Annotated in this window: 19 protein-coding genes and 1 pseudogene; 8 read left to right on the top strand and 12 right to left on the bottom strand. The window is 64.7% G+C overall.

From position 1 onward, the window contains the following. Together AC07UK_RS38195 and AC07UK_RS38190 are read right to left on the bottom strand one after the other, a co-directional pair. Positions 1 to 128, bottom strand: a pseudogene (locus AC07UK_RS38195) (ABC transporter permease); the annotation flags it as partial. Between the two features lie 482 nt (positions 129 to 610). Beyond that, complete coding sequence (locus AC07UK_RS38190) at positions 611 to 856, bottom strand: hypothetical protein (protein ID WP_436221687.1); 246 nt, start codon at positions 854 to 856, stop codon at positions 611 to 613. Here AC07UK_RS38190 and AC07UK_RS38185 point away from each other — a divergent pair. From AC07UK_RS38185 to AC07UK_RS38170, 4 genes are all read left to right on the top strand, one after another. Next, complete coding sequence (locus AC07UK_RS38185; protein ID WP_436221688.1) at positions 839 to 1,474, top strand: response regulator; 636 nt, start codon at positions 839 to 841, stop codon at positions 1,472 to 1,474. The genes AC07UK_RS38190 and AC07UK_RS38185 overlap by 18 nt on opposite strands. A gap of 317 nt (positions 1,475 to 1,791) precedes the next feature. Next, complete coding sequence (locus tag AC07UK_RS38180) at positions 1,792 to 2,907, top strand: porin (protein WP_436221689.1); 1,116 nt, start codon at positions 1,792 to 1,794, stop codon at positions 2,905 to 2,907. Between the two features lie 439 nt (positions 2,908 to 3,346). Continuing rightward, positions 3,347 to 5,329, top strand: a complete 1,983-nt coding sequence (gene acs, locus AC07UK_RS38175; protein ID WP_494688305.1) for an acetate--CoA ligase — start codon at positions 3,347 to 3,349, stop codon at positions 5,327 to 5,329. Positions 5,330 to 5,552: 223 nt separating this feature from the next. After that, positions 5,553 to 5,849 carry a hypothetical protein gene (locus AC07UK_RS38170; protein WP_013956701.1) on the top strand — a complete coding sequence of 99 codons (297 nt, stop codon included), beginning with the start codon at positions 5,553 to 5,555 and terminating at the stop codon, positions 5,847 to 5,849. 158 nt (positions 5,850 to 6,007) lie between these two features. Here AC07UK_RS38170 and AC07UK_RS38165 read toward each other — a convergent pair whose 3' ends face one another. Further along, positions 6,008 to 6,865, bottom strand: a complete 858-nt coding sequence (locus tag AC07UK_RS38165; protein WP_494688304.1) for a GNAT family N-acetyltransferase — start codon at positions 6,863 to 6,865, stop codon at positions 6,008 to 6,010. A 512-nt stretch (positions 6,866 to 7,377) separates the two neighbouring features. On the opposite strand from AC07UK_RS38165, the gene AC07UK_RS38160 reads away from it, so the two are divergent. The 3 genes from AC07UK_RS38160 (at position 7,378) to AC07UK_RS38150 (ending at position 9,472) form a co-directional block, all read left to right on the top strand. After that, positions 7,378 to 8,130: a cupin domain-containing protein gene (locus AC07UK_RS38160; protein ID WP_436221692.1), complete on the top strand. Its 753-nt coding sequence runs from the start codon at positions 7,378 to 7,380 to the stop codon at positions 8,128 to 8,130. A gap of 194 nt (positions 8,131 to 8,324) precedes the next feature. Further along, positions 8,325 to 9,026, top strand: a complete 702-nt coding sequence (locus tag AC07UK_RS38155) for an HAD-IA family hydrolase (RefSeq protein WP_436221693.1) — start codon at positions 8,325 to 8,327, stop codon at positions 9,024 to 9,026. A 95-nt stretch (positions 9,027 to 9,121) separates the two neighbouring features. Continuing rightward, positions 9,122 to 9,472 carry a cupin domain-containing protein gene (locus tag AC07UK_RS38150; RefSeq protein ID WP_114132813.1) on the top strand — a complete coding sequence of 117 codons (351 nt, stop codon included), beginning with the start codon at positions 9,122 to 9,124 and terminating at the stop codon, positions 9,470 to 9,472. Between the two features lie 170 nt (positions 9,473 to 9,642). Here AC07UK_RS38150 and AC07UK_RS38145 read toward each other — a convergent pair whose 3' ends face one another. From AC07UK_RS38145 to AC07UK_RS38125, 5 genes are all read right to left on the bottom strand, one after another. Further along, complete coding sequence (locus AC07UK_RS38145) at positions 9,643 to 10,809, bottom strand: NAD(P)/FAD-dependent oxidoreductase (protein WP_436221694.1); 1,167 nt, start codon at positions 10,807 to 10,809, stop codon at positions 9,643 to 9,645. Next, positions 10,806 to 12,206, bottom strand: a complete 1,401-nt coding sequence (locus tag AC07UK_RS38140) for an FAD/NAD(P)-dependent oxidoreductase (protein WP_436221695.1) — start codon at positions 12,204 to 12,206, stop codon at positions 10,806 to 10,808. The genes AC07UK_RS38145 and AC07UK_RS38140 overlap by 4 nt, the downstream gene beginning before the upstream one ends. Further along, complete coding sequence (locus AC07UK_RS38135; RefSeq protein WP_436221696.1) at positions 12,203 to 12,577, bottom strand: (2Fe-2S)-binding protein; 375 nt, start codon at positions 12,575 to 12,577, stop codon at positions 12,203 to 12,205. Before AC07UK_RS38135 ends, AC07UK_RS38140 begins: the two co-directional genes overlap by 4 nt. Positions 12,578 to 12,629: 52 nt before the next feature. Continuing rightward, complete coding sequence (locus AC07UK_RS38130; RefSeq protein ID WP_436221697.1) at positions 12,630 to 14,033, bottom strand: aspartate aminotransferase family protein; 1,404 nt, start codon at positions 14,031 to 14,033, stop codon at positions 12,630 to 12,632. Positions 14,034 to 14,226: 193 nt separating this feature from the next. Next, on the bottom strand, positions 14,227 to 15,114 hold the full coding sequence (locus tag AC07UK_RS38125; protein WP_494688303.1) for a GNAT family N-acetyltransferase: 888 nt from the start codon (positions 15,112 to 15,114) through the stop codon (positions 14,227 to 14,229). Positions 15,115 to 15,383: 269 nt separating this feature from the next. Between AC07UK_RS38125 and AC07UK_RS38120 the strand changes: the two genes are divergently transcribed. Further along, positions 15,384 to 17,003: an ABC transporter substrate-binding protein gene (locus tag AC07UK_RS38120; RefSeq protein ID WP_494693920.1), complete on the top strand. Its 1,620-nt coding sequence runs from the start codon at positions 15,384 to 15,386 to the stop codon at positions 17,001 to 17,003. Between the two features lie 62 nt (positions 17,004 to 17,065). Here AC07UK_RS38120 and AC07UK_RS38115 read toward each other — a convergent pair whose 3' ends face one another. The 4 genes from AC07UK_RS38115 to AC07UK_RS38100 all read right to left on the bottom strand — a co-directional run bounded on the left by AC07UK_RS38115 (position 17,066) and on the right by AC07UK_RS38100 (position 24,036). After that, positions 17,066 to 17,854, bottom strand: coding sequence for a transporter substrate-binding domain-containing protein (locus tag AC07UK_RS38115; RefSeq protein WP_494688323.1), 789 nt, complete (start codon positions 17,852 to 17,854; stop codon positions 17,066 to 17,068). A 176-nt stretch (positions 17,855 to 18,030) separates the two neighbouring features. Further along, positions 18,031 to 19,347: an aspartate aminotransferase family protein gene (locus AC07UK_RS38110; RefSeq protein WP_436221701.1), complete on the bottom strand. Its 1,317-nt coding sequence runs from the start codon at positions 19,345 to 19,347 to the stop codon at positions 18,031 to 18,033. Then, the gene (locus AC07UK_RS38105; RefSeq protein WP_494688322.1) at positions 19,344 to 22,301 is read right to left on the bottom strand and encodes an FAD-binding and (Fe-S)-binding domain-containing protein; all 2,958 of its coding nucleotides are present in this window, start codon (positions 22,299 to 22,301) and stop codon (positions 19,344 to 19,346) included. The genes AC07UK_RS38110 and AC07UK_RS38105 overlap by 4 nt, the downstream gene beginning before the upstream one ends. A gap of 253 nt (positions 22,302 to 22,554) precedes the next feature. Further along, positions 22,555 to 24,036, bottom strand: coding sequence for an NAD-dependent succinate-semialdehyde dehydrogenase (locus AC07UK_RS38100; protein ID WP_494688321.1), 1,482 nt, complete (start codon positions 24,034 to 24,036; stop codon positions 22,555 to 22,557). Between the last annotated feature and the right edge of the window lie 174 nt (positions 24,037 to 24,210).

Below are 24,210 nucleotides of genomic sequence, written 5' to 3'. Positions count from 1 at the left end.
AGCTGTTCCTGTGCGGCATCGCCGGGCAATACCGCGGTGATGGCGAAGACGATGGCCGAGACGGCCAGCAATGAGATTAGCGCCAGGCCGACGCGCCGCTCCAGCAGACGCAAGATGAATGGGTTCACGTTGTCTCCTTTCTTAGTGGGTAAATCAGGCCGCGAGTCGCAAGTGATCGACTGACGAATCACCCATCAGACGCCCGCAGGGATCTGGCAAAAGCCGTGGATCCACTTCGGCTGCGGGGGGAACGTCTCGCGCTGCAAGATTCCGAAATCCGGTGGTGCAGGGCGCTCATGATCCGGGTTGATTCGTCTGGGCCGACAAAGCTCTCGAACGGCTTCTTCTCTGACAAGGCAATGACTCCTGGGACGGGGGCCAGGGTCTTTGTGGGATGCGACATTGAAGCATGTGCGCCCAAGCGCTTGGTGGGGTATTCCGGGCCATGACGGTAATAGCTGCGGTTTCATATGTCCCGTTTGGCATTGCCTGCCGTGCGCTCAGCGCGCGTGCATGTGCACCGCAATATTCGTCGGGATTTACCCTAGGAGTGCGTCATCCTGGTGCGTGCGTGGATGCAGTAATTTTTTCCTATCAGATGCTGGCGAGTTCATCGCATCATGATTCCCCTCTTTCGCCCGGCGCTGCTACGACTGCGATGACATACGCCACGACCGCGCACGAGGTAGACGATACGGCAGTCCTGGCCGACGCGGACAATCTGCGCCGCGGCAAGCGCGGTGAGCCGCTCAGCGGTCTTGTCGACCGTGCGAAAGGAAACTGAAAAGATTGTGCGGCTCCATTCTGCTTCCAGGCGATGAGCACCAAAACTACCGCTGTGATTGCCGACGATCATCCCGTGGTGCTCGCCGGACTGGCGCCGTACATGGCGCGTCAAGGCATTGACGTCATAGCCATCGCGGATAGCGTCAATGGGCTTCTCTCGGAACTCAAGAAGCATGCACTGCTACTGCCGGATATCGTGATCACCGGCTATGACTATGGCGGAGAGATCGACGGGTTGCGCTTGATCGAACGGTTACACCGGATGTACCCCAAGGTGAAGATCGTGGTCTTCTCGGGGCAGCGTCCACAGGGTCTGGTTCGTCAATTGCTGGCGAAAGGTGCCGACGCGTTTGTCGCAAAATCGATGGCCCTGCAGTTCGTGGCCGATGCATGCCAAACCGTCCTCTCAGGTGCCAAGTACATAGACCCGGACACTGAGGGGTTGTTGATTGCTCCGACCCGCCATTGCGAAGACCAGTGCGACGATCGTCTTAGCCCGCGCGAACGCGAGGTCCTTCGCCTTCTGGCGCAAGGCTATCCGCTGCAGGAGATTGCACGGAAATTCCAGCGCAGCGTCAAGACGATCAGCGTCCAGAAGTGCTCGGCCATGAGCAAGCTCGGGCTGCGAAATGAAATAGAACTGGCGTTGCATCTGGTCAAGCACAGGCATGCGGTGATTCCGTCCTGACTACAAGCGCTGCGGTGAGTAACCGTTGCAAAAAGAAGGGCTGCCCAAGGGCAGCCCCGGACGGGCTCTACCGCAAAGCCATGGAAAGTGTCGATATATGCTGATGACATACACGCGACAGCAGAGCTCTCGCACATCCTAGGCTGATAATTACGGAAAAAAAATAGGCGCTGGCCTAAAAAACGCTTTAGATGTAATACCAACATCATGGCTCGAATACGGATTGTTAAGTCTTGCAGATTCAATGCAGAATCTGCTTCGCCCGAATTCGAACCGATGCGGATGGGCTACTTACCATTCTTCGAGGAAATCATTTCATGAAATTCAAACTGTCAGCCTTTGCGGCTGCCTTGCTGGTGGTCCCCAGCGCGTATGCGCAATCGAACGTCACGCTGTACGGTGTTGCTGATGTGGGTATTGAGTACCTGAACAAGGCTGTTGCTTCGACTGGTACCGTACCCGCCGGCGCCCAGGGCAACAATCTCTGGGCCCTGCAATCGGGCAACCAGTCCGGATCGCGCTGGGGATTGCGCGGCGTAGAAGACCTGGGCGGCGGCATGAAGGGCATCTTCCTGCTGGAAAGCGGCTTCAACCTCGATACCGGCGCCTCGGGGCAGGGTGGTCGTCTCTTTGGTCGCGGCGCCTACGTCGGTCTGCAGAACCAGTGGGGCCAGCTGACCCTAGGCCGGCACACGACCCCGTTCTATGACTTTGGCGTTACCTACGACCCGATGTCGATCGCGAGCCGCTATTCCATCGGTGCACAAGACCCGTTCATGGGCGGGGCGCGTGCCGACAACTCCGCCAAGTATATGGGGACGTTCGGCGGCCTGAGCGTGACTGGCCTGTATAGCTTCAACAGCAGCAACCAGGAGGTCGCCGGCAATTTCACCAACGGGCGTGAGTATTCGTTCGCTGTGAACTATGCTGTGGGCGGATTCGCCGTTGGCGCCATTTACGACCAGTCGAACCGGTCGGCAGCCACGGCTCTGTCGACCAATAATCTGATCAGACGGGCCGCAGTCGCCGGGACATACACTTTCGGACCTGCCAAGCTCTACGGCGGTTACCGATATGCCCACGCGTTCAACGGTGCCACCCTGCCTGGCGCTGGGCTGACCAACACAGTGTCGAACCTGGGTTGGGTTGGCGTCGGCTACCAGGTATCTCCGGCGCTGTCGGTCAGTGGCTCTGCGTACTACCAGAACCTGCGTCAGTCGAACGCCGGCAACCCGTGGCAGTTCGTGGCGCTGGTGGACTATGCACTGTCGAAGCGTACGGATCTTTACACCACGGTTTCGTACGCACTGAACCGCGGCAAGTCGAACCTGGGGGTGAACGGGTTCAATGACCAACTGGGTGCGAGCAGCGAAGCCGTGCAACCGGGTGCAAACCAGTTTGGCGCTGTCGTTGGCATCCGCCACAAGTTCTGAGCTTAAGTCCGTTAGTGCAGACCCGGGGGCAACTCCGGGTTTTTGATACAACTCCGCTCGGCTTCAGGGTTGCCAGGTTTGGAGCGCCGTCCCTCCCAGGACGGCTTTGCGTTGGCCGCCGGCCTCCGCATCATGTCAGCCACAGCGGCGCAGCGTCCGGCCTCCAACAGCGGGCGAGAAAACACCGGAAATTGCAAGTTCAGAGCGTATTCGGCAGCTTCTGCCAGCGCTGCGATGCGATACTTTATCCGCATCGCGAGCCTGCTCTCGCTGTTCATGGCGAGGAAATACAAAGTACGTACCGCCGTAGCCGACAGCCATCACTGTCGTGGGCTATGCCGATCCCTCGTCGCCATGCTGCCCTTCAGACATCGCCACTGGTGATACCAGCCCCCTGGATCATCAGTTGAAAATTTTCTAAACGCTCAGAGAAGTAGTCATGTCCGACATTGTGCCCATGAAACGGGAAGCCGAGCTTTTCAATCCGTCCGCGCTGTTTGTCAACAACGCGAACATTTCCGGCATGGAAGGCTACCGGGCGATATGCGCCGCAGCCGAAGACGATTACGAAGGCTTCTGGGCCCGGCATGCACGCGACCTCATCACCTGGCATAAGCCGTTCACCAGGACACTGAACGAGGAACACGCTCCGTTCTACCGTTGGTTCGAGGACGGTGAGCTCAACGTTTCGTACAACTGCCTGGACCGGAACCTGGCGAACGGCAATGCCGAGAAGACAGCGATCATCTTTGAGGCCGACGACGGCCATGTTACGCGGATCACGTATACGCAGCTTCATGCAAGGGTCTGTCAGTTTGCCAACGGCTTGCGGGCGCTTGGCATCGGGAAGGGTGATCGCGTGGTCATCTACATGCCGATGTCCATCGAAGGTATCGTCGCCATGCAGGCCTGCGCGCGCATCGGTGCGGTGCATTCCGTGGTCTTCGCCGGCTTCTCGGCCAGGTCCCTGCGCGAACGGATTATGGATGCCGGCGCGGTGGCAGTGATCACGGCCGACGAGCAGGTGCGTGGCGGCAAGCATCTGCCGTTGAAGTCGATCGTCGACGAAGCCCTCGACTTGGGCGGTTGCGACACCGTGAACAACGTCATCGTTTACAAGCGCACGGGCGCCAGCATCGATCTCGTCTCCGGACGTGACCTGTGGCTGCATGCGCTGACGGTCGACCAGCCCCCCATCTGCGAACCGGAATGGGTCGAGGCCGAGCATCCGTTGTTTATCCTCTACACCTCGGGTTCTACCGGCAAGCCCAAAGGGGTGCAGCATGCATGCGGTGGCTATCTGCTGTGGGCGATGCTGACGATGAAGTGGACGTTCGACATCAAGCCTTCCGACGTCTTCTGGTGCACGGCCGACATCGGCTGGATCACCGGCCACACCTACATCGCCTACGGCCCGCTTGCGGCGGGCGCGACCCAGGTCGTTTTCGAGGGTGTGCCGACCTACCCCAATGCCGGTCGTTTCTGGGACATGGCCAGCAAGCATCGAACCACGATCTTCTATACCGCCCCGACGGCGATCCGCGCGCTGATCAAGGCTTGCGACAAGGACCCGGAGCTGCATCCGAAGCAGTACGATCTGTCCAGCCTGCGCTTGCTTGGCACGGTAGGGGAGCCGATCAACCCGGAGGCGTGGATGTGGTACTACGACAACGTTGGCAATAGCAAATGCCCCATCGTCGACACCTTCTGGCAAACCGAAACCGGCGGGCACATGATCAGCCCGTTGCCTGGCGTGACGCCGTTGCTGCCGGGCTCCTGCACGCTGCCGTTGCCTGGAATCATGGCGGCGGTGGTCGATGAAGGCGGCAACGAACTGCCGCACGGGCAAGGCGGCATCCTGGTCTTCAAGCGCCCGTGGCCGTCCATGATCCGCACGGTCTGGGGCGATCCGGAGCGGTACAAGGCAAGCTATTTCCCGCAGGAACTGGGTGGCAAGCTTTACCTGGCAGGTGACGGCGCGATACGCAATGAATCGACCGGCTACTTCAGCATCACCGGTCGCATCGACGATGTGCTCAACGTTTCCGGTCACCGCATGGGCACCATGGAGATCGAATCGGTGCTGGTCGCCAACCCGCACGTCGCGGAGGCCGCCGTGGTGGGCAAGCCGGACGATACCACCGGGGAAGCCATCTGCGCCTATGTCATGCTGAAGGGCGCCCGGCCCCAGGGAGACGAAGCGCAGCGGATCGCCAGGGAGTTGCGCGACTGGGTCGCCAGGGAGATCAGCCCTATCGCCAAGCCTAAGGAAATCCGTTTTGCCGACAACCTGCCCAAGACCCGTTCGGGCAAAGTGATGCGCCGGCTGCTCCGCGCCATTGCCAAGGGCGAACCGATCACGCAAGACCTGTCGACTCTTGAGGATCCTGCGATCCTGGAGCAGCTCAGGCAAGCGCAGTAATCGGGCAATTCGACCGGCGCTCCGCACACTGCGCGAGGCTGCCCGGTCAATGCACAGCTTTCTGGAAGACGACTATACAGGCGGGCTCAGGAGTTGATGATGGAGATTGCGATCAAGGTCAGGCACTGCAACCATGATCTGAAAATCGTTGAAATGCTGAACGCTGGCAACATCGAGCCCGACACGGAGGTCTGCAATGTCGCCTAAGCGACGATGGACGGCAATGCGGCAGCGCTACCCGTTGCTCGGTGAATTCGGGTACATCGACATGATGCTCAATTCATCCATGCATCCCAGGACTCAGCATCGCGTCCTGGACTGCGTCGAGGAACAGCGCGTATGGGAGCGGCCGGAATTGCCGGGCATCGGTATCACCCGTTTCGGTCGCTTCGAACATTCTTGCTGTGTCACGTTCGCAGGCGGCCGCCATCACGCCATGTACTACGTGTGCCAGAATGGCCGCTATCGCATGGAAGAAGCGCCGGCATTTGTATCAGAATTCCATGCAGGCGATGAGTAGCCCACCTCATGCTGTCGGCAAGGCCGACAGACCCGGGTTAATGCGCCCGTTCCAGTGGAGCATGTGGGTGATCCGCATCACCCGCGTTTTCAGCGTAATGCCCGCTTCGTAGGCCTTGAAGATAAACTCGCGACCACAAGAGGCGGGTTCGGCGTGGCTCAGCAGAGCGCCTGGCTGATGATGGCAAACTGCTTGAGCGCGCTATCCGCCGTCGGTACGCCATGACGCGCCATCGCCACCACGGTATCCACCTGCACCAGTCCCGCCTGCGCGAGCCAGTCCTGCAGGGCACTCGTTCCCGTGACATCCACGCGCACGAAAGACCCGGTGCAGGCGCCGGACCAGCAGGCAATCAAGGCTTTCGCGCGTTCGCTATCGGAGGCCACCACCGGCCCGATCGCATTGCCCCGTCCGAAGCGGCGCATGATCGAGAATCCGACCGCTTCCCCATTTCGCTCCAGCACCACCGTCTCTCCCACGGCGAGCAATGACTTCAGCACTTCGCCGCGCGACATGCCGGTTGCGCGATTCCCGAGTTCGACGATCGTCTCGATATCGCCTGGCGCGAACGGACGCAGCGATTCTCCTGCGGCCAGTGCGACTGGGTCGACGGCATTCATTGTGCCCTGATGCTGATTGATGGTGCCGGTCGCGACGAAGCCGAGGCGCTCATACAGCGGCTGTCCGGCGGGGGTTGCGTTCAGCAGCGTGCAGCGGTCGCCAAGCGCTTCCAGCACCAGGCGCATCAACTCGCTGCCGATGCCCTTGCCTTGATGCGACGGCGACACGATGATCATCCCAAGCGATGCCTGCTGTCCCTGCTTCCAGCAAAGCCCGGTACCGATCACCACCCCGGCTTCCTCCGCGACGAAGCCAGTACCCAGACGAAGGATAAATTGCCAGTCTTCAGCACGATGCGGCCAGCGCATGGATTGCGACAGTTCATATGCGGCGGGCACGTCCTCTTCGCTCATGGCGCGGTAGGTGACTGGAGCATGGGTTGCGTGGCTTGGCATGGTGTCTTCCCTTTGAGTAAGCCGAATCTTCAACACGTCTGGCAGGACTACTGACTGAAGCCATCTTGCCACAGTGTCCGTCCCGCTTTACGGCGTCAATGCGATTCCACAGGTTCGTCTGGCAGCCGCCTTATCGCGCAGCGCTTATGCCGTTCGGCCGGCGCCAGACCGCACAAATTGCTACGCCCGCGCTCCGCCAAGGGGCTTACGGGATGCAGTCCGCTGTTCCGCACCATGGCATTGGCCGGCGCCCATGTCAGCAGCCACCTGTTCGGGATGCAGCAAATTATGCTGAACGGCACGCCAAATGCCGCTGTTTCTATGCTTGGACACTGTCCGAACGCGATACTCCGGAGGCTCGATAGTGCTGTAATGCTGTTCAGGGCGTATGCGACGCGAGGGCGGACACGATCCATCTCGGGCAACGCCTGCGCCGAGAGAATTTTTCCTATTGAGGGCTTGCGCGGCTCATGGCTCATGCAGCGTAATCCTCGTTATCACGAGAACAAGTCATGTCAAGTTTGCTGCAGGGCGTCACCGAGCGCGCCACGCCGGCTACGTTTGTCGATTTGCGCGTGTTTGCGCAAGACCATTCCCTCGGTGTCCCCTTCACCGATGCTTCCGGGGAAGACGACTTCCTTTCCCGGCGTCGCATGCTGGACCTGCGACCGGGACCGGTAACGCTCGGCGTTATCACGCTGGACGGCGGGAGCGGGCTGGTCAAGGCACAGCCCGCGGATGAGTTCATCATCGTCTGCGAGGGCAAGCTGACACTGACCCAGCGGGACCGCACGGTCGTGCTGGGTCCGGACAACAGCGCTGTGCTGTTGCATGATGCCGAATTCGCCTGGTCGGCTGAATGCCCGGTGTCGATCCTGTTCATGCGCTACCAGCACAGCAGTCCTGGTGCGCGCGCGCTGCTGCCGATCGCGCAAGGGCCGGTACTGGAGCCGTCCGGCGCGCCTGCGGCCGAGTTGCTGCTCACGCCGACCCCCGCTTGTCGCAACTACACGGACTATCGCTCCGAGGACGGGCAGTTCGTCTGCGGCACCTGGGATTCGACACCCTACCATCGCCGGGCGATGCTCTATCCCCACTACGAGCTGATGTACCTGTTGGAGGGCAGCGTGACGTTTGAAGATGAAACCGGCCGTAGCGGAACGTTTTCACGCGGCGATATCTTCCTGGTCGAACAGCATGCGCGGTGCAGCTGGGATAGCCGCGAGCAGGTCGCCAAGGTATATGCGATTTTCCGTCCGGCGTAGTTCGTACTGCGGGCCGTTGAGGTTCACTGGTGGTCTCCGCTTCACTGTGAAGCCTTGCCCGCAGGCAATCATGCCTGTGGGCTTTTTTCCATGGTGCCTCGGACCTGCCGCTTTGGATGCTGGCGCCGCGGTCGCGTCCATACGCGAACGGGGTAGGCGGCTTTTTGTGTGTTTCTTTCTAGCAGAGGTTCTTCATGGCACTCAAAGACTTCAAGGTACTTACGTTCGACGTGGTTGGCACGCTGATCGACTTCGAGGGCGGAATGCTCGACTATCTTCGTCGCGCCGTTCCCGACAGCGCCATCAGCGATGAGGATTTCCTCGCCGCCTATCGCCGCACGCGCGCCGCAGACAAGACGATGTGGTATCCCGATGACCTGGAGCGTTGCTGGCACCTGATGGCGCAGAGCCTGAGCTTGCCCGATTCCGACGAACTTGCACGCGGCCTGCGGGATTCCGTGGTCAACTGGAAGGCGTTTCCCGATTCGGTCGAGGCACTGAAGCGCCTGCGCAAGCATTTCAAGCTGGTGGCGACGACCAATGCCCAGCGCTGGGCATTGACTCACTTCGAGAAGACACTGGACTTCCCGTTTGACGATACCGTCACCTGTGACGATGCCCTGACGGAAAAGCCCGATCCGCAGTACTTCGCCTATGCGCGTGGCCGCTATGAGGCCAAATGGGGTTACAAGCAACAGGACAACCTGCATGTGGCGCAGAGCCAGTACCATGACATCGGCATTGCCAGAAAGCTCGGCCTGAAGACCTGCTGGATCGAGCGCCGTCATGCGCAGCCGGGTTTTGGCGGCACCATGGAAGTGCCGGAACTGACCAGGCCGGACTACCACTTCCATTCGCTGGCGCAACTGGCGGATGCGGTCGAGGACAACGAGTAAGCGTTCTCGCGCCGGGGCGGTGTGCATGCTTGGCACCGCCCTTGTCCATCGCTTATCTTTCCCGCCCCGTTCCCCCTCTCACTGTTCTGACCTCCATGCCCATCACCATCATTCCGCATTCCGCCTCTTGCAGCGACCTCACCGACGACGGCCCTGTCGGCAGACCGCTAAGCCAACCGCCGTGCCATACCCGCAGCTTCGAGCTTGACCTGGAGGGAGCCGGACAAAACCGGACCGGCTTGTGGGAATGCACAGTCGGCTCCTACGAACGGCAAATCGCGGAAGCCGAAGTCATGCACATCCTTGCCGGTGAATGCCTGTTTACGCCGACGGGTGGCACGCCGATCCGGATCAAGACCGGAGACACCCTGTTCTTCCCGGCCAACACGACCGGCATCTGGGAGATTGTGGAACCCTTGCGCAAGGTCTATGTGATCCTGCAGTGATCGGCACGCGAGCGGGGATCCGGCGTCTTTGAAAGACGCGGGATCCCCGCATTCGCGCGGATGACGCGGACATGACTGAACGGCATTGCACCGTGGTCAACATCGTCACCGTCGTTCCCGCACAGGCGGGAACCCGATGACTTTTACAGGCGCATCGCTGTCGGTGCGGGTCAGACTACTTCCTGCAGCACCTGCGCACGGGCAAAGCGCCCGATGGCATAGGGCTCCAGCGGAATCGAGGTATTTCCCGTGCCGATCAGCTCGGCCATGGTCTCGCCCACGCCGGGGCTGATCGCGAAGCCTTCACCATTGAAGCCGAAGGCATAGTACAGGCCAGGCACCGTGGCGCTGGGGCCCATCACCGGCTGCCAGTCAGGGGTATAGCCTTCGATGCCGCTCCACACGCGAATGAGCTGCACATGCTCGAATGCCGGCACGAAGCGGCGCAGCTCGCGCAGCTGGCGCAGCACGTTATCAGGCTTCACATAGGCGCGAATGCGGTCGGTGTACGCCGGCCCCTTGAGGCCGCCGCCGAAGACGATGTTGCCGCGTGATATCTGGCGGAAGTACAGGCTCTCATGCTCGATCGGCGTCGAAACGCCGATGGAGGGGCCGATGGCATAGGGCAGCGGCTCGGTCACGCCCATCTGTGGCCCGCGTGCATCCATCGGCACGCCCTCGCCGAACTGCTCGGCCATGCGATTGGACCAGGCGCCACAGGCCACCAGCATCTGCGGTGCGCGGAAGCGCCGGCCATCGGCGGTGTGGGCAACAAAGCCATTGGCGTCGCGCTCGACCTGCATCACCTCGGCGTGCTCGACGATCTGCGCGCCGGCGCGACGCGCGGCGCGCGCGAAGGCCGGGCCGGCCAGGCGCGGGTTGGCATGGCCGTCCTGCGGCGAATACGATCCCGCGACCACGCCGGGCGCAAAGATGCCCCAGCGCCGGCGCAACTGCTCGGCCGTGAAAAGCTCCAGGTCCAGTCCGAGCGGCTTCACGTCGTGCGCATGTTGCTCGAGCACGGCGGCCTGCTGTTCGGTGTAGCACACGCGCAGGTGGCCGTACGGGACGAACTCGAGGTCCTCGCCCAGCAGTTCCTTCACGCGGCCCCAGACGGCGCGCGCCCGGTTGGCCAGCGGCATCTGGTGCAGGGCGCGTCCCTGGCGGCGCACATTGCCGAAGTTGGTGCCGCTGGCCTGGCGCCCGACCAGCTCGCGTTCCAGCAGCACCACCGAGAGCCCCTGCTGGCGCAGGAAGAAGGCGGTGGTGGTGCCCATCAGGCCGCCACCGAGCACCAGCACATCGGCGTCGTGCGTTTTGGTTGCCGTGCTGCTCATGCCTTCACCTCGTGTGTATTCATCATCAGTGGCTTGACCGGTGCCTGCGAGCGCAGGCGACCGACTTGTTCGACCGGAACGCCGCAGGCCTGCGCCACGATCTCGGCCGCGGCATGGCCGCAGAAGCGGCCCTGGCAGCGGCCCATGCCGACGCGGCTGAAGGCCTTGGCGCGATTGACTTCCTGGCTGTCCAGCTCTGTCACGCAGCGCCGCAGTTCGCCCACCGTCACGGCCTCGCAGCGGCATACCACCGCGGCATCGGGCAGTGCGGCCGCCTGCGTGTGCGGCCACGGAAAGGCCCGCGCCAGCCCTTGGCGGAAGCGGTCCATCTGGTCGAGGGTGCGGCGCAGCGCGGCCGATTCCGCGGCGTATTGCGTGCGGCCCCGCTCATGCCCCAGGTCGGCCAGAGCGGCCAGCGCCGCAAGCCGCCCCGCGGCCTCGGCGCCATCGGCGCCGAGGATGCGCGCGCCGTCTCCGGCCAGGTAGACGCCGCGCGTGCTGCTGCGGCCGTCCAGGTCGATACGCGGCAGCCACTGGCGGCTCACGGGTTCAAAGGCGAACTCGCAGCGCGCCAGGTCGGCCAGTTGCGTCTCGGCGCGCAGGTGCCAGCCCAGCCCTACGGCGTCGCATTCGAAGCGCTGCTCGCGTCCGCGCGCATCGCGCACGGTCACGCCCCGCACGCCAAGGCGGTCATCGCCGTCGATGGCCAGCGGGGTCACGCCCTGCAGCACCGGTACGCCGGCATGCTTGAGGCCGCGGATCAGTCCGAGCCCGCGCAGCGCCAGCCGGGGGCGCGCCAGCAGGCCGGTGATGGCACCCCAGGATTTGTTCGCGGGGGAGGTGTCGAGTACTGCCGCCACGCGCGCGCCGGCCTGCACGTACTGCGAGGCCACCAGGTAGAGCAGTGGCCCGCTGCCGAGGAAGACGACCTGCGCGCCGATGGCGCAGGCCTGTGCCTTGAGCGCGATCTGCGAAGCGCCCAGGCTGTAGCAGCCGGCGCGGTGCCAGCCGGGCACCGGCATCAGCCGGTCGGTCGCGCCGGAGCAAACCAGCAGTGCGTCGAAGGGCAGCGTCTGCGGTTCGTCCCCGCACACGACGTGCAGCTCGCCCTCGGTCAGGTTCCACGCCAGCGTGTTGGGGCGGTAGTCGATCCGTGCGCGCAGGGCGTCGAAATCGCGGTGGAGCGCCTGGGCCTTGTCGGCCTCGCTGCCATAGAGCTTGGCGTAGGAGCGCTTGAAGCCCTCGGGCTGGCGGCGGTAGATCTGGCCGCCGTCGCGCCGGCCTTCATCGACCACGGTCGGGCGCAGCCCGGCCTGCACCAGTGCCTGGGCCGCGCGTACGCCGGCGGGGCCGGTGCCGACCACGACGATGCGGGGCGATACTGACTGCGTGCTCATGCGGCGGCTCCTTGCGCGTGGCGCGCGAGCGATTCCTGCAGGTCTGGTGTCGCGGGCCAGTGGTGCGCGGGCGGTCGGGTCAGCACTTCCATGCCGGCCTCGGCAGGCGTGGAACAGGCGCGCAGGCGCTCGCCGGCGGGCGTCCACACCCAGCAGTCCTGGCAGGCGCCCATCATGCAGAACCCGGCTCTTGGGCCGTCGCCGAATTCGCTGTCGCGCACGCGCCGGCCATTCAGCAGCAGCGCGACCAGAAGGGTGTCGCCCGCCAGTGCGGTGGCACTATGGCCATCGATCCGCAGCGTGATGGTGGGACGGTCGGATTCTGCCAGCCGCATGAATCGCGCAGGCAGTGAAGGAGCGTTGTCGGGCATGGGGCGGCGGCTCGGCTTTGGTTTTGGAAACAATGGTCTGACTGCTGCTGTCTCAGCTCGCAAGTGCGGCACGCACGTCAGGCAAGGCGAGCACGTCGTCGAGCGTCTTCTTCAGGCGCGCGAACATCAGCTCGAATTCGTCTTCGGTATACGTCAGCGCCGGGGCAAAGCCGAGGATATTGTCGCCGAAGGCGCGGAACACGACGCCGTTGCGGTAGGCGGTCGCGGCAATGCGATCGGACAGGCCCAGCGATGCGTCGAAGCCGCGCTTGCTGGCCTTGTCGCTGACCAGCTCCAGCGCGCCCAGCAGGCCGCGATGGCGCGAGTCGCCCACCAGCGGATGGCTGCGCAGCGCATCCAGCCCGGCTGCGAAGGTGGCCGCGCGACGCTGTCCGTTGGCCAGAATTCCGCCTTCCTCATACAGGCGCAGGACCTCCAGCGCGACTGCCGCACTGACGGGGTGAGCCGAATAAGTGGCGCCGTGGCCGATGGGTGCCGCGCCGGGGGCGCCGTCGGCGATGCCGGCATAGACCTGGTCGGAGATCACCGTCGCGCCCATCGGGACGTAGCCGGCGGTAAGCCCTTTGGCCAGCGTCATGATGTCCGGGTCGACGTTTTCGGCTTCGCAGGCAAACATCGGGCCGGTGCGGCCGAAGCCGGTGATGACCTCGTCGACGACGAAGAGGATGTCCAGCTCGCGCGCGGCGTCGCGCATGGCCTTGAGCCAGCCCTTGGGCGGCACGATCACGCCGCCCGAGCCCTGGATCGGTTCGCAAAAGAACGCGGCCACATTGTCCGCGCCCAGCTCGGCCACTTTTGCACGCAGTGCCGCCACCGAGGCGGCGATGATGCTTTGCGCATCGGTGGGATCGGCAGCGCGGTAGGGATTGGGCGAGGGGATGTAGTGCTGCGTCGGCAGCGGCAGGTCAAAGCCGCGGTGGAACGCGGGCAGGGCAGTGAGACCCGCGCCGGTCGACGAGGAACCGTGATAACCGCGCTCCAGCGAGATAAAGTGCTTCTTCGACGGGCGTCCGGTTGCGTTGAAGTACTGCGTGATGAATCGCACGGCCGTATCGACCGCCTCGGAGCCGCCGAGCGTGAGATACACGTGATTCAGCGAGCGGGGCGTGATCTGCACCAGCTTGTCGGCGAGGCGGATCGCCGGCTCGCTGCTGAAATGAAAGTAGCCGGTGGCGTAGGGCAGGCGGCGCATCTGCTCGGCAGCGGCCTGCACCACGCTCTCCTGGCCGTAGCCGACGTTGACGCACCACAAGCCGGCGAAGGCGTCGAGCACTTCGTGGCCGGTGGCGTCGGTCAGCCACGCGCCGCGGCCCGACGACAGCACGGTGGGGCCGCGCTGCTCGTGCGCGCGCCAGGACGACACAGGGTGGATCAGGTGTGCGCGATCGGCGGCATCAAGCGCGGCGAGCTGTGGCAAGTCGGTGAGTTGGGTCATGGGAGGGTCCGTTCGCGTCCGTCATTTGCGTCTAATCATGCGCCAGCACTACCGGCTGGCCTTTGCATGAAGCTTAGGGCCGGTGGCACATGGCGTGGTGCTGCATTGAGGGGGCTGAACGAAGTACGCTGCTGTTATGCGGGCCGTTGCAGCAGATTGTTTGGCAGTGCGCTTTCCGCGGCCTGGCACATCTTCAGCCTGTGGCCTGGGTGACCAGCGCGAACAGCGCCGCCGCGCCCGGCCGTGTGGCCGGCGGCGCACCTCGCACCATGGTCGTGGGGACATCCACGCGTGGCAGGCCTATGCTCTCCAGCCATTCGCCCAGCGCGCTGGCCCCGTCGATGTCGATGCGCGTGAAGTTGCCCGCATTCAGGCCGGCCAGGTACGCGATCAGCGCCTTGGCGCCATTGGCGCCGGGCGCTACCACGGGACCGATGGCATGGCCGCGCCCGAAGCGGCGCAGCATGGCGAAGCCGCGCGGCTCGCCCTCGCAGTCCAGCACCACGCAGGCCTCGGCGCTGGCCAGCAGGTCGTCGACCAACGCCTTGCGCGGCATGCCGCGTGCCTGCGCGTCGAGCCGGTGCAGTGCGGCGGCCTCGTTGTGGCCCGCGGGGCGCAGGCGCCAGCCGTCGGGCAGGGCGATCAACGGGGCAGGCTGGGCCGCGCCCTGGTGCTGGCAGACCTCGCCGGTGCGCGCAAAGCCCAGGCGCTCATACAGGCCGCGGCCATCGGCCGTGGCGTGCAGCAGCACGGTGCAGTCGTCCAGGCCTTCGAGCAGCGCGCGCATCAGCCGGTAGCCGATGCGCCGGCCCTGGCACGCCGGGGTGACGATCACCATGCCGATGGTGGCGTGGTGCTTGCCCCAGCGCCAGCGCAGGGCAGTGGCGACGAGCTGGCCATCGAGTTCGGCCACGATGCCCTCGGCGTGCGCGAACATCTGCTCCCAGTCGGTCAGGCGATGGGGCCAGCGCTGTTCCTGCGACAGGGCGTGGGCCCGCGTCAGGTCGTCGGCAGTCATCGGGCGCAGCACCACGCCGTTGTCGGCGATGGTGTCCTGGGCATGGGGTAGCGGGGCAAACATGGGCGATGTCCTCGTCGCGGAAAGGTTGGCACCGGCATTTATCTTGGACGACAACGGGCGGTCGGGCCAGAACGAGTTGGGGTTTATCCGAAACTTGCAAGATTCGTCTGCGGGAGGTGCTGGTTTTGCAATTCAATGCGGTAGCGCAGGCAGCAACAGGGACAAATGCTGAGCCATCTTGACTAGCATGAATGACCTGCAGTCACTCGCGGTGCGTCATGACAAGTCCGCGCCTGCCGGCCTTTCCAGACAAAACCAGGAGCACTTCGATGAGCGAAAGCCGTAAAGAGTTCGAGAACCTTGTCGGCCCCGGCGAAAGCCTTCGTGTGATGGGTCTGCTCAAGCGTGGCGCCACGCGGCGTGACGTGCTGGCGATGCTGCTGGCAGGCGGCATGCAGGCCACGCTGGCCGGCAGCCTGGCCGGCGTGGCCGTCAAGGCCCATGCGCAGACGCCCAAGCGTGGCGGACATATCCGCGTGGCGGCCATCACGGCGGCAGCTTCCGATACGCTGGATCCGTCCAAGCAGTCGAACCAGAATGACTACGTGCGCTGCAGCATGGTGTACAACGGCCTGACCTCGCTCGATGGCAGCCTGACGCCGCGGCCGGCGCTGGCCGAGTCGTTCAACACCACCGATGCCAAGACCTGGGTCTTCACGCTGCGCAAGGGCGTGACCTTCCACGACGGCAAGGCATTGTCCCCGGCCGACGTGGTGTATTCGATCATGCGCCACAAGGACCCCGCCACCGCTTCGAAGGCCAAGGTGCTGGCCGAGCAGATCGAGAGCGTGAAAGCCACTGGCCCGAATGAGGTCACGGTGGTGCTGGCCAGCCCCAATGCCGACCTGCCGGTGATCCTGGGCACCTTCCACTTCCTCATCGTCAAGGACGGCACCACCGACTTCAGCGCGGGCATCGGTACCGGACCCTACAAGATCAAGGAGTTCAGGCCGGGCGTGCGCACGGTGGTGGTGCGCAACGATGCGTACTGGAGGCAGGGACGGCCCTACCTGGACGAGATCGAGTTTGTCGGTATCGGCGACGAGGGCGCACGCGTCAACGCGCTGCTGTCGGGCGGGATGGACCTGGTGGCCTCTGTCAACCCGCGCTCCGTGGCCCGCATCAAGGGTACGCCGGGTTTCGGCATCCTCGTCACGCAATCGGGTCAGTACACGGACCTGGTCATGCGCAAGGACGCGGGTCCTGGCATGAACCCGGACTTTGTGATGGCGATGAAGTACCTGCAGGACCGCGCGCAGATGAAGAAGGCGATCGCGCTCGACTATGCAGTGCTCGGCAACGACCAGCCCATCGACCCCACCAACCGGTTCTTTTTCAAGGGCCTGCCGCAACGCGCTTTCGACCTCGACAAGGCTAAATACCATCTGCGCAAGTCCGGCGTGACAGGCAAGGTGCCGGTGGTGACCTCGCCGGCTGCCCTGTATTCGGTGGAGATGGCGACCGTGATGCAGCAGACTGCGCAGCGCGTGGGCCTGGAACTCGACATCAAGCGCATGCCTGCCGACGGCTACTGGTCGAACCACTGGCTCAACAGCCCGGTGGGCTTCGGCAACGTCAACCCGCGCCCCAGCGCCGATACCATCCTCACGCAGTTCTTCAAGTCCGATGCGCCGTGGAACGAATCGCGCTGGAAGAATCCCAAGTTCGACCAGCTGCTGCTGGCGGCGCGGGCCGAAACCGATACCGCCAAACGTGCGCAGATGTATGCCGATATGCAGTCCATGATCCATGCGGACGCCGGTATCGGGATACCGCTGTTCCTGGCCAGCCTCGACGGACATTCGTCGAAGCTTAAAGGGTTGTCACCGATCCCGCTGGGGGGTCTGATGGGCTATTCGTTTGCGGAGCATGTGTGGCTTGATGCCTGACGGGGCGGGCGGGCCTTTTTGCGCAAGGTTTCCGCCTGCGCCCGTGCGCGGTTGAGCCAGGCTTATTTGCCGAGCCACTTGGCCGCATGCACCTGGTAGTCACCGCCTGCCCTGGCCAGGTGCAGCCATTGGTCGACAAAGCCCTTGAAAACGGTGTCCCCGTTGGGCAGCAGGAAGGCCATCTCCGCATATTGCAGCGGATGCTCGGGATTGATGGCGCAAAGCTCCGGATGAATCCGGCTTTGCGCCACCGCCTCCGCCGCCTCGGTGACAAAGACATCGGCGCGGCCGGCGATCAGTTCGTCGAAGATGGTGAGGTTGTCGCGGTGAACGGTGAGCTGGGCACGTTGCAGCCGCGTCTTGGCAAAGCGCTCGTTGCTGCCGCCGGGATTGGCGATGACGCGCACCTCCGGCCGGTTGATGGCCTCGACGCTCTGGTACTTCGCCGCATTCTCGCAGCGCGCGATCGGCGTCTTGCCGTTGACCATGTAGGGCGCGCTGAAGAATGCGAGCTTCTGGCGCTCCAGCGTGACCGAGATGCCGCCGGCCGCAATATCGCATTTGCCCGCGACAAAGTCGGGCATCAGGTTCGCCCAGGTGGTCTTGACGAATTGCGGCTTCGCGCCGAGCGCCGTCGCCAGTGAGCCCATCAGGTCCACATCCAGTCCCTCGAAACTCCCGTCCGGGCGCTGGAAGCTGAAAGGCTTGTAGTCACCTGGCGTACACACGCGCAGGGTGCCGCTCTGGGCGACCCGGTTCAGGGCAGACGGGACTGACGTTACCGCGGACACCGTTTGTGCCGCGGCCACGGACGACAGCAGCGCGAAGACTGGCGCAATCAGGAATTTCACGTGTTGGCTCCAAGGCGAGGATTCGAAACGGCGGCTCCCGATGGCGCCGCCACGGCCACGCTCGCTATCACGGCAGCACTCGTTGGAAAGCCGGACAGGGGCGGCCTCCGGTCCGGAGGCGCCCCAATCATACTGCGGCCGGGCCGCGTACCGTAGGCCTGACCCGGTGAAACGCGTTACCGCGCCTGGTCGCTGGTCAGCGCAATCGCCGCCCGCAGGATCTCCAGCGCTTCCTGCGCCGTTTCCACGGAGGTGTTGAGCGGCGCCAGCAGGCGCACGGTGTTCCGATGCACGCCGCACTTGATGACCAGCAGGCCACCTTCGCGGCAGCGGTCGATGACACCTTGGGCGAATCCAGCCTCGGGCTGGAACGGGTCGCCGTCCTTGACGAATTCCAGCGCCAGCATCGCGCCAACGCCGCGCACGGTGCCGATGGCGGGGAACTCGCGCGCGAGCTGGTCGAGCCCGGCGCGCAGCGTTTCACCCAGCGCATGCGCGCTGGCCAGCACCTGTTCTTCCTCGAACAGGTCGAGCACCGCCAGCGCGGCGGCGCAGGCCAGCGGATTGCCCCCATAGGTTCCGCCCAGGCCGCCAGGCGCGGGCGCATCCATGATTTCGGCGCGCCCGACGACGCCGGACAGCGGCACGCCGCCGGCCAGGCTCTTCGCCACCGTGACCAGGTCGGGCTGGATGCCCGCATGCTGGAAGCCGAACATCTTGCCGGTGCGGCCGAAGCCGGCCTGGATCTCGTCCAGGATCAGCACGATGCCATGCTTCTGCGTCAGCGCGCGCAGGGCTCGCAGGAACTCGTTGCCGGCCGGCAGGAAGCCGCCGTCGCCTTGCACCGGTTCCAGGATGATGGCGGCGACGCGGTCCGGGGCGATCTGCGTGGCAAACAGGTCTTCCAGCGCGCGGATCGCATCCGCGCCCGAGAAGCCGCGGAATTCATCGGGATAGGGCGTGTGGTAGACGTCGCCCGCCAGGGGCCCGAAGTTCTGCTTGTACGGCGTGCTGATGCCGGTCAGCGTCGAGCCGAGCAGCGTGCGTCCGTGGAAGCCGCCGCGGAACGCGATGATTCCCGGCACATTGCGGTAGGCACGCGCGATCTTGACCGCGTTTTCCACCGCTTCCGCACCCGTTGTCGCGAACAGCGTCTTGTAGTGCTCGTTACCCCCGACCAGCTGGTTCAGCCGCGCGGCCAACTCGACATAGACGTCATAGCCGACCACCTGGAACGCCGCGTGCGTCACGCGCCCCAGTTGCCTGCGCACCGCCTCGACGACCTTGGGGTGGTTATGGCCGATATTCTGCACGCCGATGCCGCCGACGAAGTCGATATAGCGGCGTCCTTCCACATCCCACAGGAACGAGCCTTCCGCCTTGTCGGCAAAGACCGGATGGGCGGTGACGATGCCATGCGGCACATGTCGGGTGCGGGCCTCGATATGGGACTGGTTGGAGGCCTGGTTGGAGGCCTGGGTCGACTGGGTCATTGGCATACACCTCTTTCAGGTTCCGCGAAGCCGGTGTCGCGGTGTGGTTGCGAAGGGTTGGAGCCGGCAAGGATCTCCGCGAGATGGCGCGGTTCGCGTCCGGTCAGCTTGCGGATCTGGCTGCGGCAGCTGAAGCCGTCGGCGGCAACCATGGCATCGGGCGGAAGTGCGGCAAGCTTTGGCTGCAGCGTGCTCTCGCCGATCCGCTGCGACAGCTCGGCGGTCTTGCGGTGATAGCCGAAGGCGCCGGCCATGCCGCAGCAACCGGTGTCGAGAACGCTGGCGCCGAGCTGGCTTTCAGCCGCGGTGCCGCCGCAGGCGCGATGATGGCAGTGGGCGTGCAGGTGGACCGTGGTGTCGTGGTCCAGCGCCATGCCGGCCCGGGTGGCGAATTCGGCCATGGTGATCGTCAGCGCTGCCAGCGTCCGGGCGCGCGGGTCGTCCGGCAGCAGGGCCGGCATTTCATCCCGGAACACGGACAGGCAGCTGGGCTCCAGCACCAGCACCGGAACGCCGGCGGCAATCGGCGCGGACAGTACATCCAGTATTTCGATCAGGTTGCGGCGCGCCTGGTCCAGCATGCCGACGTCATAGAACGGCCGGCCGCAGCAGACGTGGCGCGCGCTCAGCCGGGCGTTCCATCCCTGCCGCTCGACCACCGCGACGGCGGCTTCGAGCACATGCGGCGTGAAGCCGTTATTGAAGGTGTCGGTCCAGATGACGACGTCGCGCTGGCGGTAGGACCGCGCACCGGCCTGTTGCAGGCGGGAAGCCGTACCGGTGCGGCGGAATGCCGTGGCGGCGATCTCGGGGAACACGGCGGAGCGGGCCAGGCCGAACACGTGGCCGACGCGCCGGGTCAGCGGATTGCGCATCAGGCCATTGAGCAGGCCGGCCGCACGCGTTGCCGCGGGCAGCCACTGGCCCAGCCGGCCGATCGCGGCATCCATCGGCGCGCGCAGGCGCCGCTTGTAATAGCGATACAGGAACTCGCTGCGGTACTTGGGGATATCGACATGCGTCGGACAGTCGTGCTTGCAGCCCTTGCACGACAGGCACAGGTCCATCGAGTCCTTGACCGCCTCGCCGTCGCGCGTTTCGCTGATGACCTCGCCGTTGAGCATCTCGAAGAACAGGCGTGCGCGGCCGCGGGTGGCGTAGCGCTCTTCGCGGGTGGCCTTGAAGCTCGGGCACATGGTGCCGCCATCGAGCGACCGGCACTTGCCCATGCCGATGCAGCGCTCGGTCTCGCGGCCAAAGCCGGTGCCCGGGCCATCTCCCATCGGATAGGTGAAGACGCTGGTTGCCTTGTCCTGCCGGTATGACGGGCCCATGCGCAGGTTGGCGTCCACCGGCATCGCATCGATCAGCTTGCCGGGGTTCATCAGGCCGTTCGGGTCCCAGATGGCCTTGAACTCGCGGAACGCCTGCATCAGCCGGGGCGTGAACATCAGGGGCAGGAACTCTCCCTTGGCCTGGCCGTCGCCATGCTCCCCGGACAAGGAGCCCTGGTACTTGACGACCAGCGCGGCTGCTTCGGCCAGGAACCGACGCCAGTCGCCAAGGCCTGTGCGCGAACGCAGATCGAAGGTGATGCGCGAGTGAATGCAGCCATCGCCAAAGTGGCCGTACATATTGGTCTTGTAACCATAGCGCCCGACCAGGGCGGAGAATTCCCTCAGGTAGGCGCCAAGCCGCGCCGGCTCGACCGCGGCGTCTTCCCAACCCACGGTGGGATCAGGTTCTCCGGGAACGGTCGACAACGACGTCGCCGAAGCCCCGGTCTCGCGGATCGCCCACAGCCGTCCCATCAGCGAGGGATCGTCGACCAGCCTGACATTCGGCCGCGTGGGGAATGCCCGTGCCGCGCTGGCCGCACGGGCTGCCAGTTCGCGGGCCTGGTCGGGCAGGGTAGCGCCGAACTCCACCATCAGCCAGGCATTGCCGGCCGGCAGCTCGGCAATGTCGTCTAGCTTCAGTCCGAGCTGCTTCAGTCCGCCGATGATGCCGGTGTCCAGCCCTTCCATTGCGATCGGCCCGAGCGGCAGCAGCTCGGGCACGCAGTCGGCGGCATCGAAGATGGTCTGGAAGCCGAGCACGAGCAGTACGCGCTCGGGCAGCCCTTCCACCAGCGTGGTGTCGGCATGCAGCACGGTCGCGCAGGTCCCTTCGGACCCTACTAGTGCGCGCGCAATGTGGAAGCCGTTCTCCGGCAGCAACTGGTCCAGGTTGTAGCCCGACACGCGGCGCTTGAGCCGCGGAAAGCCGGCGCGGATATCGTCGGCATAGCGCCCGGCCAGTTCGCGCAGGGCCTTGACGATGCGCGCCTGTTCGCCGCCCGCCGCCAGGTGTTCGGTATACCCGGCCTCATCGGTGGCGCCGACCCAGAAGCGTGCACCGGTGGCGGTGACGATCTCCAGGCGCTCGATGTTCTCGACCGTCTTGCCGGCCATCACCGAATGGGCGCCGCATGAGTTGTTGCCGATCATGCCGCCCAGCGTGCAGCGGCTGTGGGTGGCCGGATCGGGGCCGAAGGTGAGGCCGTGCGCGGCGGCGGCCTGCTTCAGCTGATCGCAGATGACGCCGGGCTGCACGCGGCCGATGCGTTGGACTGGATCGACCAGCGCGACCGCGTGCAGGTACTTCGAATGGTCGATGCAGACGGCGGCGTTGACCGATTGCCCGCTCATCGACGTGCCGGCACCGCGCGGCACCATGGCAACGCCCAGTTCGCCGCACAGGCGCACGGTGGTCTCCAGGTCTCCGACAGATTTCGGAACGACGACGCCAAGCGGGACCTGACGATAGTTCGAGGCTTCCGATGCGTAGATGGCGCGGGTCACCGCGTCGAAGCGCACTTCCGCAGTGGTTTCGGCTTCCAGGCGCTTGCGCAATCTCAGCAGCGCATTAAGGTCCGCGAGGGCACTGGGCTGGCGTTGGGGCATTGCTGTCATGGAGTTCGTTCGCGGTATGGTCGAAGCCTGCCGGGGTCATATCGCCAACGCTTGCGGGCAATCAGCGGGACCAGTATAGGGACGAGGCGGATCGCGCTTTGACCGAATGCGAGGGCTCGATCAGCAGCGAATCCTGTTGTGGCGGGATGAACAGCAGTTCCTTCGACGGGGATGCATGGCAGGCTTTGCCGGCAAGGCCCGCCATGCAAAACGGCCGGCTTGCGCCGGCCGCTCGAGAGGAAGCGGAGCGTTATCAGTCCAGCAGCCCCTGGCAGACGTACTTGATATGCATGTACTCTTCGAGGCCATGGCGCGACCCCTCGCGTCCGTAGCCGGAGTCCTTCACGCCGCCGAAGGGGGCCGCTTCCGCAGCCAGCGCGCCCTCGTTGATACCGACAATGCCCGACTCAAGCGCATCGGCAAGGCGCCAGATCCGCCGCACGTCATTTGAGTAGAAGTACGCCGCCAGCCCGAACGGCGTGGCGTTGGCCGCCGCGACCACATCCGCCTCGGTATTGAAGCGCGTAACCGGCGCCACCGGCCCGAAGGTCTCCTCGCAGGAGCACTCCATCGCCGCATCCACATCGACCAGCACCGTCGGCGCATAGTAGTTCGGCCCGGGGCACTGCTCGTTGCGGATTCGCTCGCCGCCGACGACCACGCGGGCACCACGACTGACCGCGTCCTTCACATGGCGTTCGATCTTGTCGACCGCGCGCGCGTTGACCATTGGGCCGATCTGCGCGGCCGGGTTCGTGGCGGGGGCGACGACCAGCGCGCCGACGCGCGCGGCAAGCTTTTCGACAAAGGCGTCGTGCACCTTGTCCTGGACATAAATGCGGTTAGGGCACACGCAAGTCTGTCCACCGTTGCGGAACTTGGCGGCCATCAAGCCTTCGACGGCGGCATCGAGATCTGCATCGTCGAACACGATAAACGGGGCATTGCCGCCCAGTTCCAGCGACAGCTTCTTCAGCGTATCGGCGGAGCGGCGCGCCAGGTGTTTGCCCACCGGCGTCGAGCCGGTAAAGGTGATCTTGCGCACCCGGGCATCGTCCAGCCATACATCGACGACTTCGGCCGCGCGCTCGCGCGAGGCGGTGACGATATTCAGCACGCCCGGCGGCACGCCCGCCTGTTCGGCGAGCCTGACCAGCGCCAGCGAAGTCAGCGGCGTATCTTCGGCGGGCTTGCACACCACCGTGCAGCCGGCGGCCAGCGCCGGCGCGATCTTGCGCGCGATCATGGCGGCGGGGAAGTTCCACGGTGTGATCGCGGCGATGACGCCAACGGGCTCGCGTAGTGCCAGCATGCGCCGGCCGGGGACCGGTGCGGCGATCACGTCGCCATCGGCGCGCGTGGCTTCTTCGGCAAACCATTCGACATAGCTCGCGGCATACAGCACCTCGCCTTTGCCTTCCGCCAAGGGCTTGCCCTGCTCGCGCGAGATCAGGCGGCCAAGGTCTTCCACGTGGCTGACGATCAGGTCGTTCCAGCGCTTGATGATCTGCGCGCGCTGCTTGGCAGGGGTCTTGCGCCAGCTTGGGAACGCTGCGTGAGCGACATCGACGGCGCGGCGTGCATCGGCCGCGCCGCTATCCGGTACGGCCGCAAACACTTCATCCGTGGCGGGGTCCGCCACGGACAGCGTGCGATCGTCGGCTGCGCCGCACCATTCGCCTCCGATAAAGTTGCGGCCGGGAAGCAAGGTCTGGTTCTGGAGGGACAAAGGCATGTACAAATTCTCCTAAGGAATGGGGTCAGGCGGTGGCAGCCGCGGGCACTGCGCCTTCGCTGTGCAGATCGACTTCATCGATCCAGCCGCGGCGCAACTCGGGCACCGAGCGTGCCAGCAGCGCGTAGTAGGGGTGGTGCGGCCCGCGGTCGTAGTCCGCGTGCGCGACCTGGG

It is taken from the genome of Cupriavidus sp. GW821-FHT07C08 (genome assembly GCF_059419025.1).
The sequence above is the reverse complement of the archived record's forward strand: the minus strand, read 5'-3'. Positions and strand labels throughout refer to the sequence as shown.

Bases quoted from the DNA above. Each gene is read 5' to 3' on its own strand.
- AC07UK_RS38135 (WP_436221696.1), bottom strand. From the start codon at position 12,577: ATGCCCGACAACGCTCCTTCACTGCCTGCGCGATTCATGCGGCTGGCA.
- AC07UK_RS38120 (WP_494693920.1), top strand. From the start codon at position 15,384: ATGAGCGAAAGCCGTAAAGAGTTCGAGAACCTTGTCGGCCCCGGCGAA.
- AC07UK_RS38170 (WP_013956701.1), top strand. From the start codon at position 5,553: ATGCGGCAGCGCTACCCGTTGCTCGGTGAATTCGGGTACATCGACATG.
- AC07UK_RS38150 (WP_114132813.1), top strand. From the start codon at position 9,122: ATGCCCATCACCATCATTCCGCATTCCGCCTCTTGCAGCGACCTCACC.
- AC07UK_RS38105 (WP_494688322.1), bottom strand. From the start codon at position 22,301: ATGACAGCAATGCCCCAACGCCAGCCCAGTGCCCTCGCGGACCTTAAT.
- AC07UK_RS38160 (WP_436221692.1), top strand. From the start codon at position 7,378: ATGTCAAGTTTGCTGCAGGGCGTCACCGAGCGCGCCACGCCGGCTACG.
- acs (WP_494688305.1), top strand. From the start codon at position 3,347: ATGTCCGACATTGTGCCCATGAAACGGGAAGCCGAGCTTTTCAATCCG.
- AC07UK_RS38190 (WP_436221687.1), bottom strand. From the start codon at position 856: ATGATCGTCGGCAATCACAGCGGTAGTTTTGGTGCTCATCGCCTGGAA.
- AC07UK_RS38180 (WP_436221689.1), top strand. From the start codon at position 1,792: ATGAAATTCAAACTGTCAGCCTTTGCGGCTGCCTTGCTGGTGGTCCCC.
- AC07UK_RS38165 (WP_494688304.1), bottom strand. From the start codon at position 6,865: ATGCCAAGCCACGCAACCCATGCTCCAGTCACCTACCGCGCCATGAGC.
- AC07UK_RS38110 (WP_436221701.1), bottom strand. From the start codon at position 19,347: ATGACCCAGTCGACCCAGGCCTCCAACCAGGCCTCCAACCAGTCCCAT.
- AC07UK_RS38125 (WP_494688303.1), bottom strand. From the start codon at position 15,114: ATGTTTGCCCCGCTACCCCATGCCCAGGACACCATCGCCGACAACGGC.
- AC07UK_RS38140 (WP_436221695.1), bottom strand. From the start codon at position 12,206: ATGAGCACGCAGTCAGTATCGCCCCGCATCGTCGTGGTCGGCACCGGC.
- AC07UK_RS38145 (WP_436221694.1), bottom strand. From the start codon at position 10,809: ATGAGCAGCACGGCAACCAAAACGCACGACGCCGATGTGCTGGTGCTC.
- AC07UK_RS38155 (WP_436221693.1), top strand. From the start codon at position 8,325: ATGGCACTCAAAGACTTCAAGGTACTTACGTTCGACGTGGTTGGCACG.
- AC07UK_RS38100 (WP_494688321.1), bottom strand. From the start codon at position 24,036: ATGCCTTTGTCCCTCCAGAACCAGACCTTGCTTCCCGGCCGCAACTTT.
- AC07UK_RS38130 (WP_436221697.1), bottom strand. From the start codon at position 14,033: ATGACCCAACTCACCGACTTGCCACAGCTCGCCGCGCTTGATGCCGCC.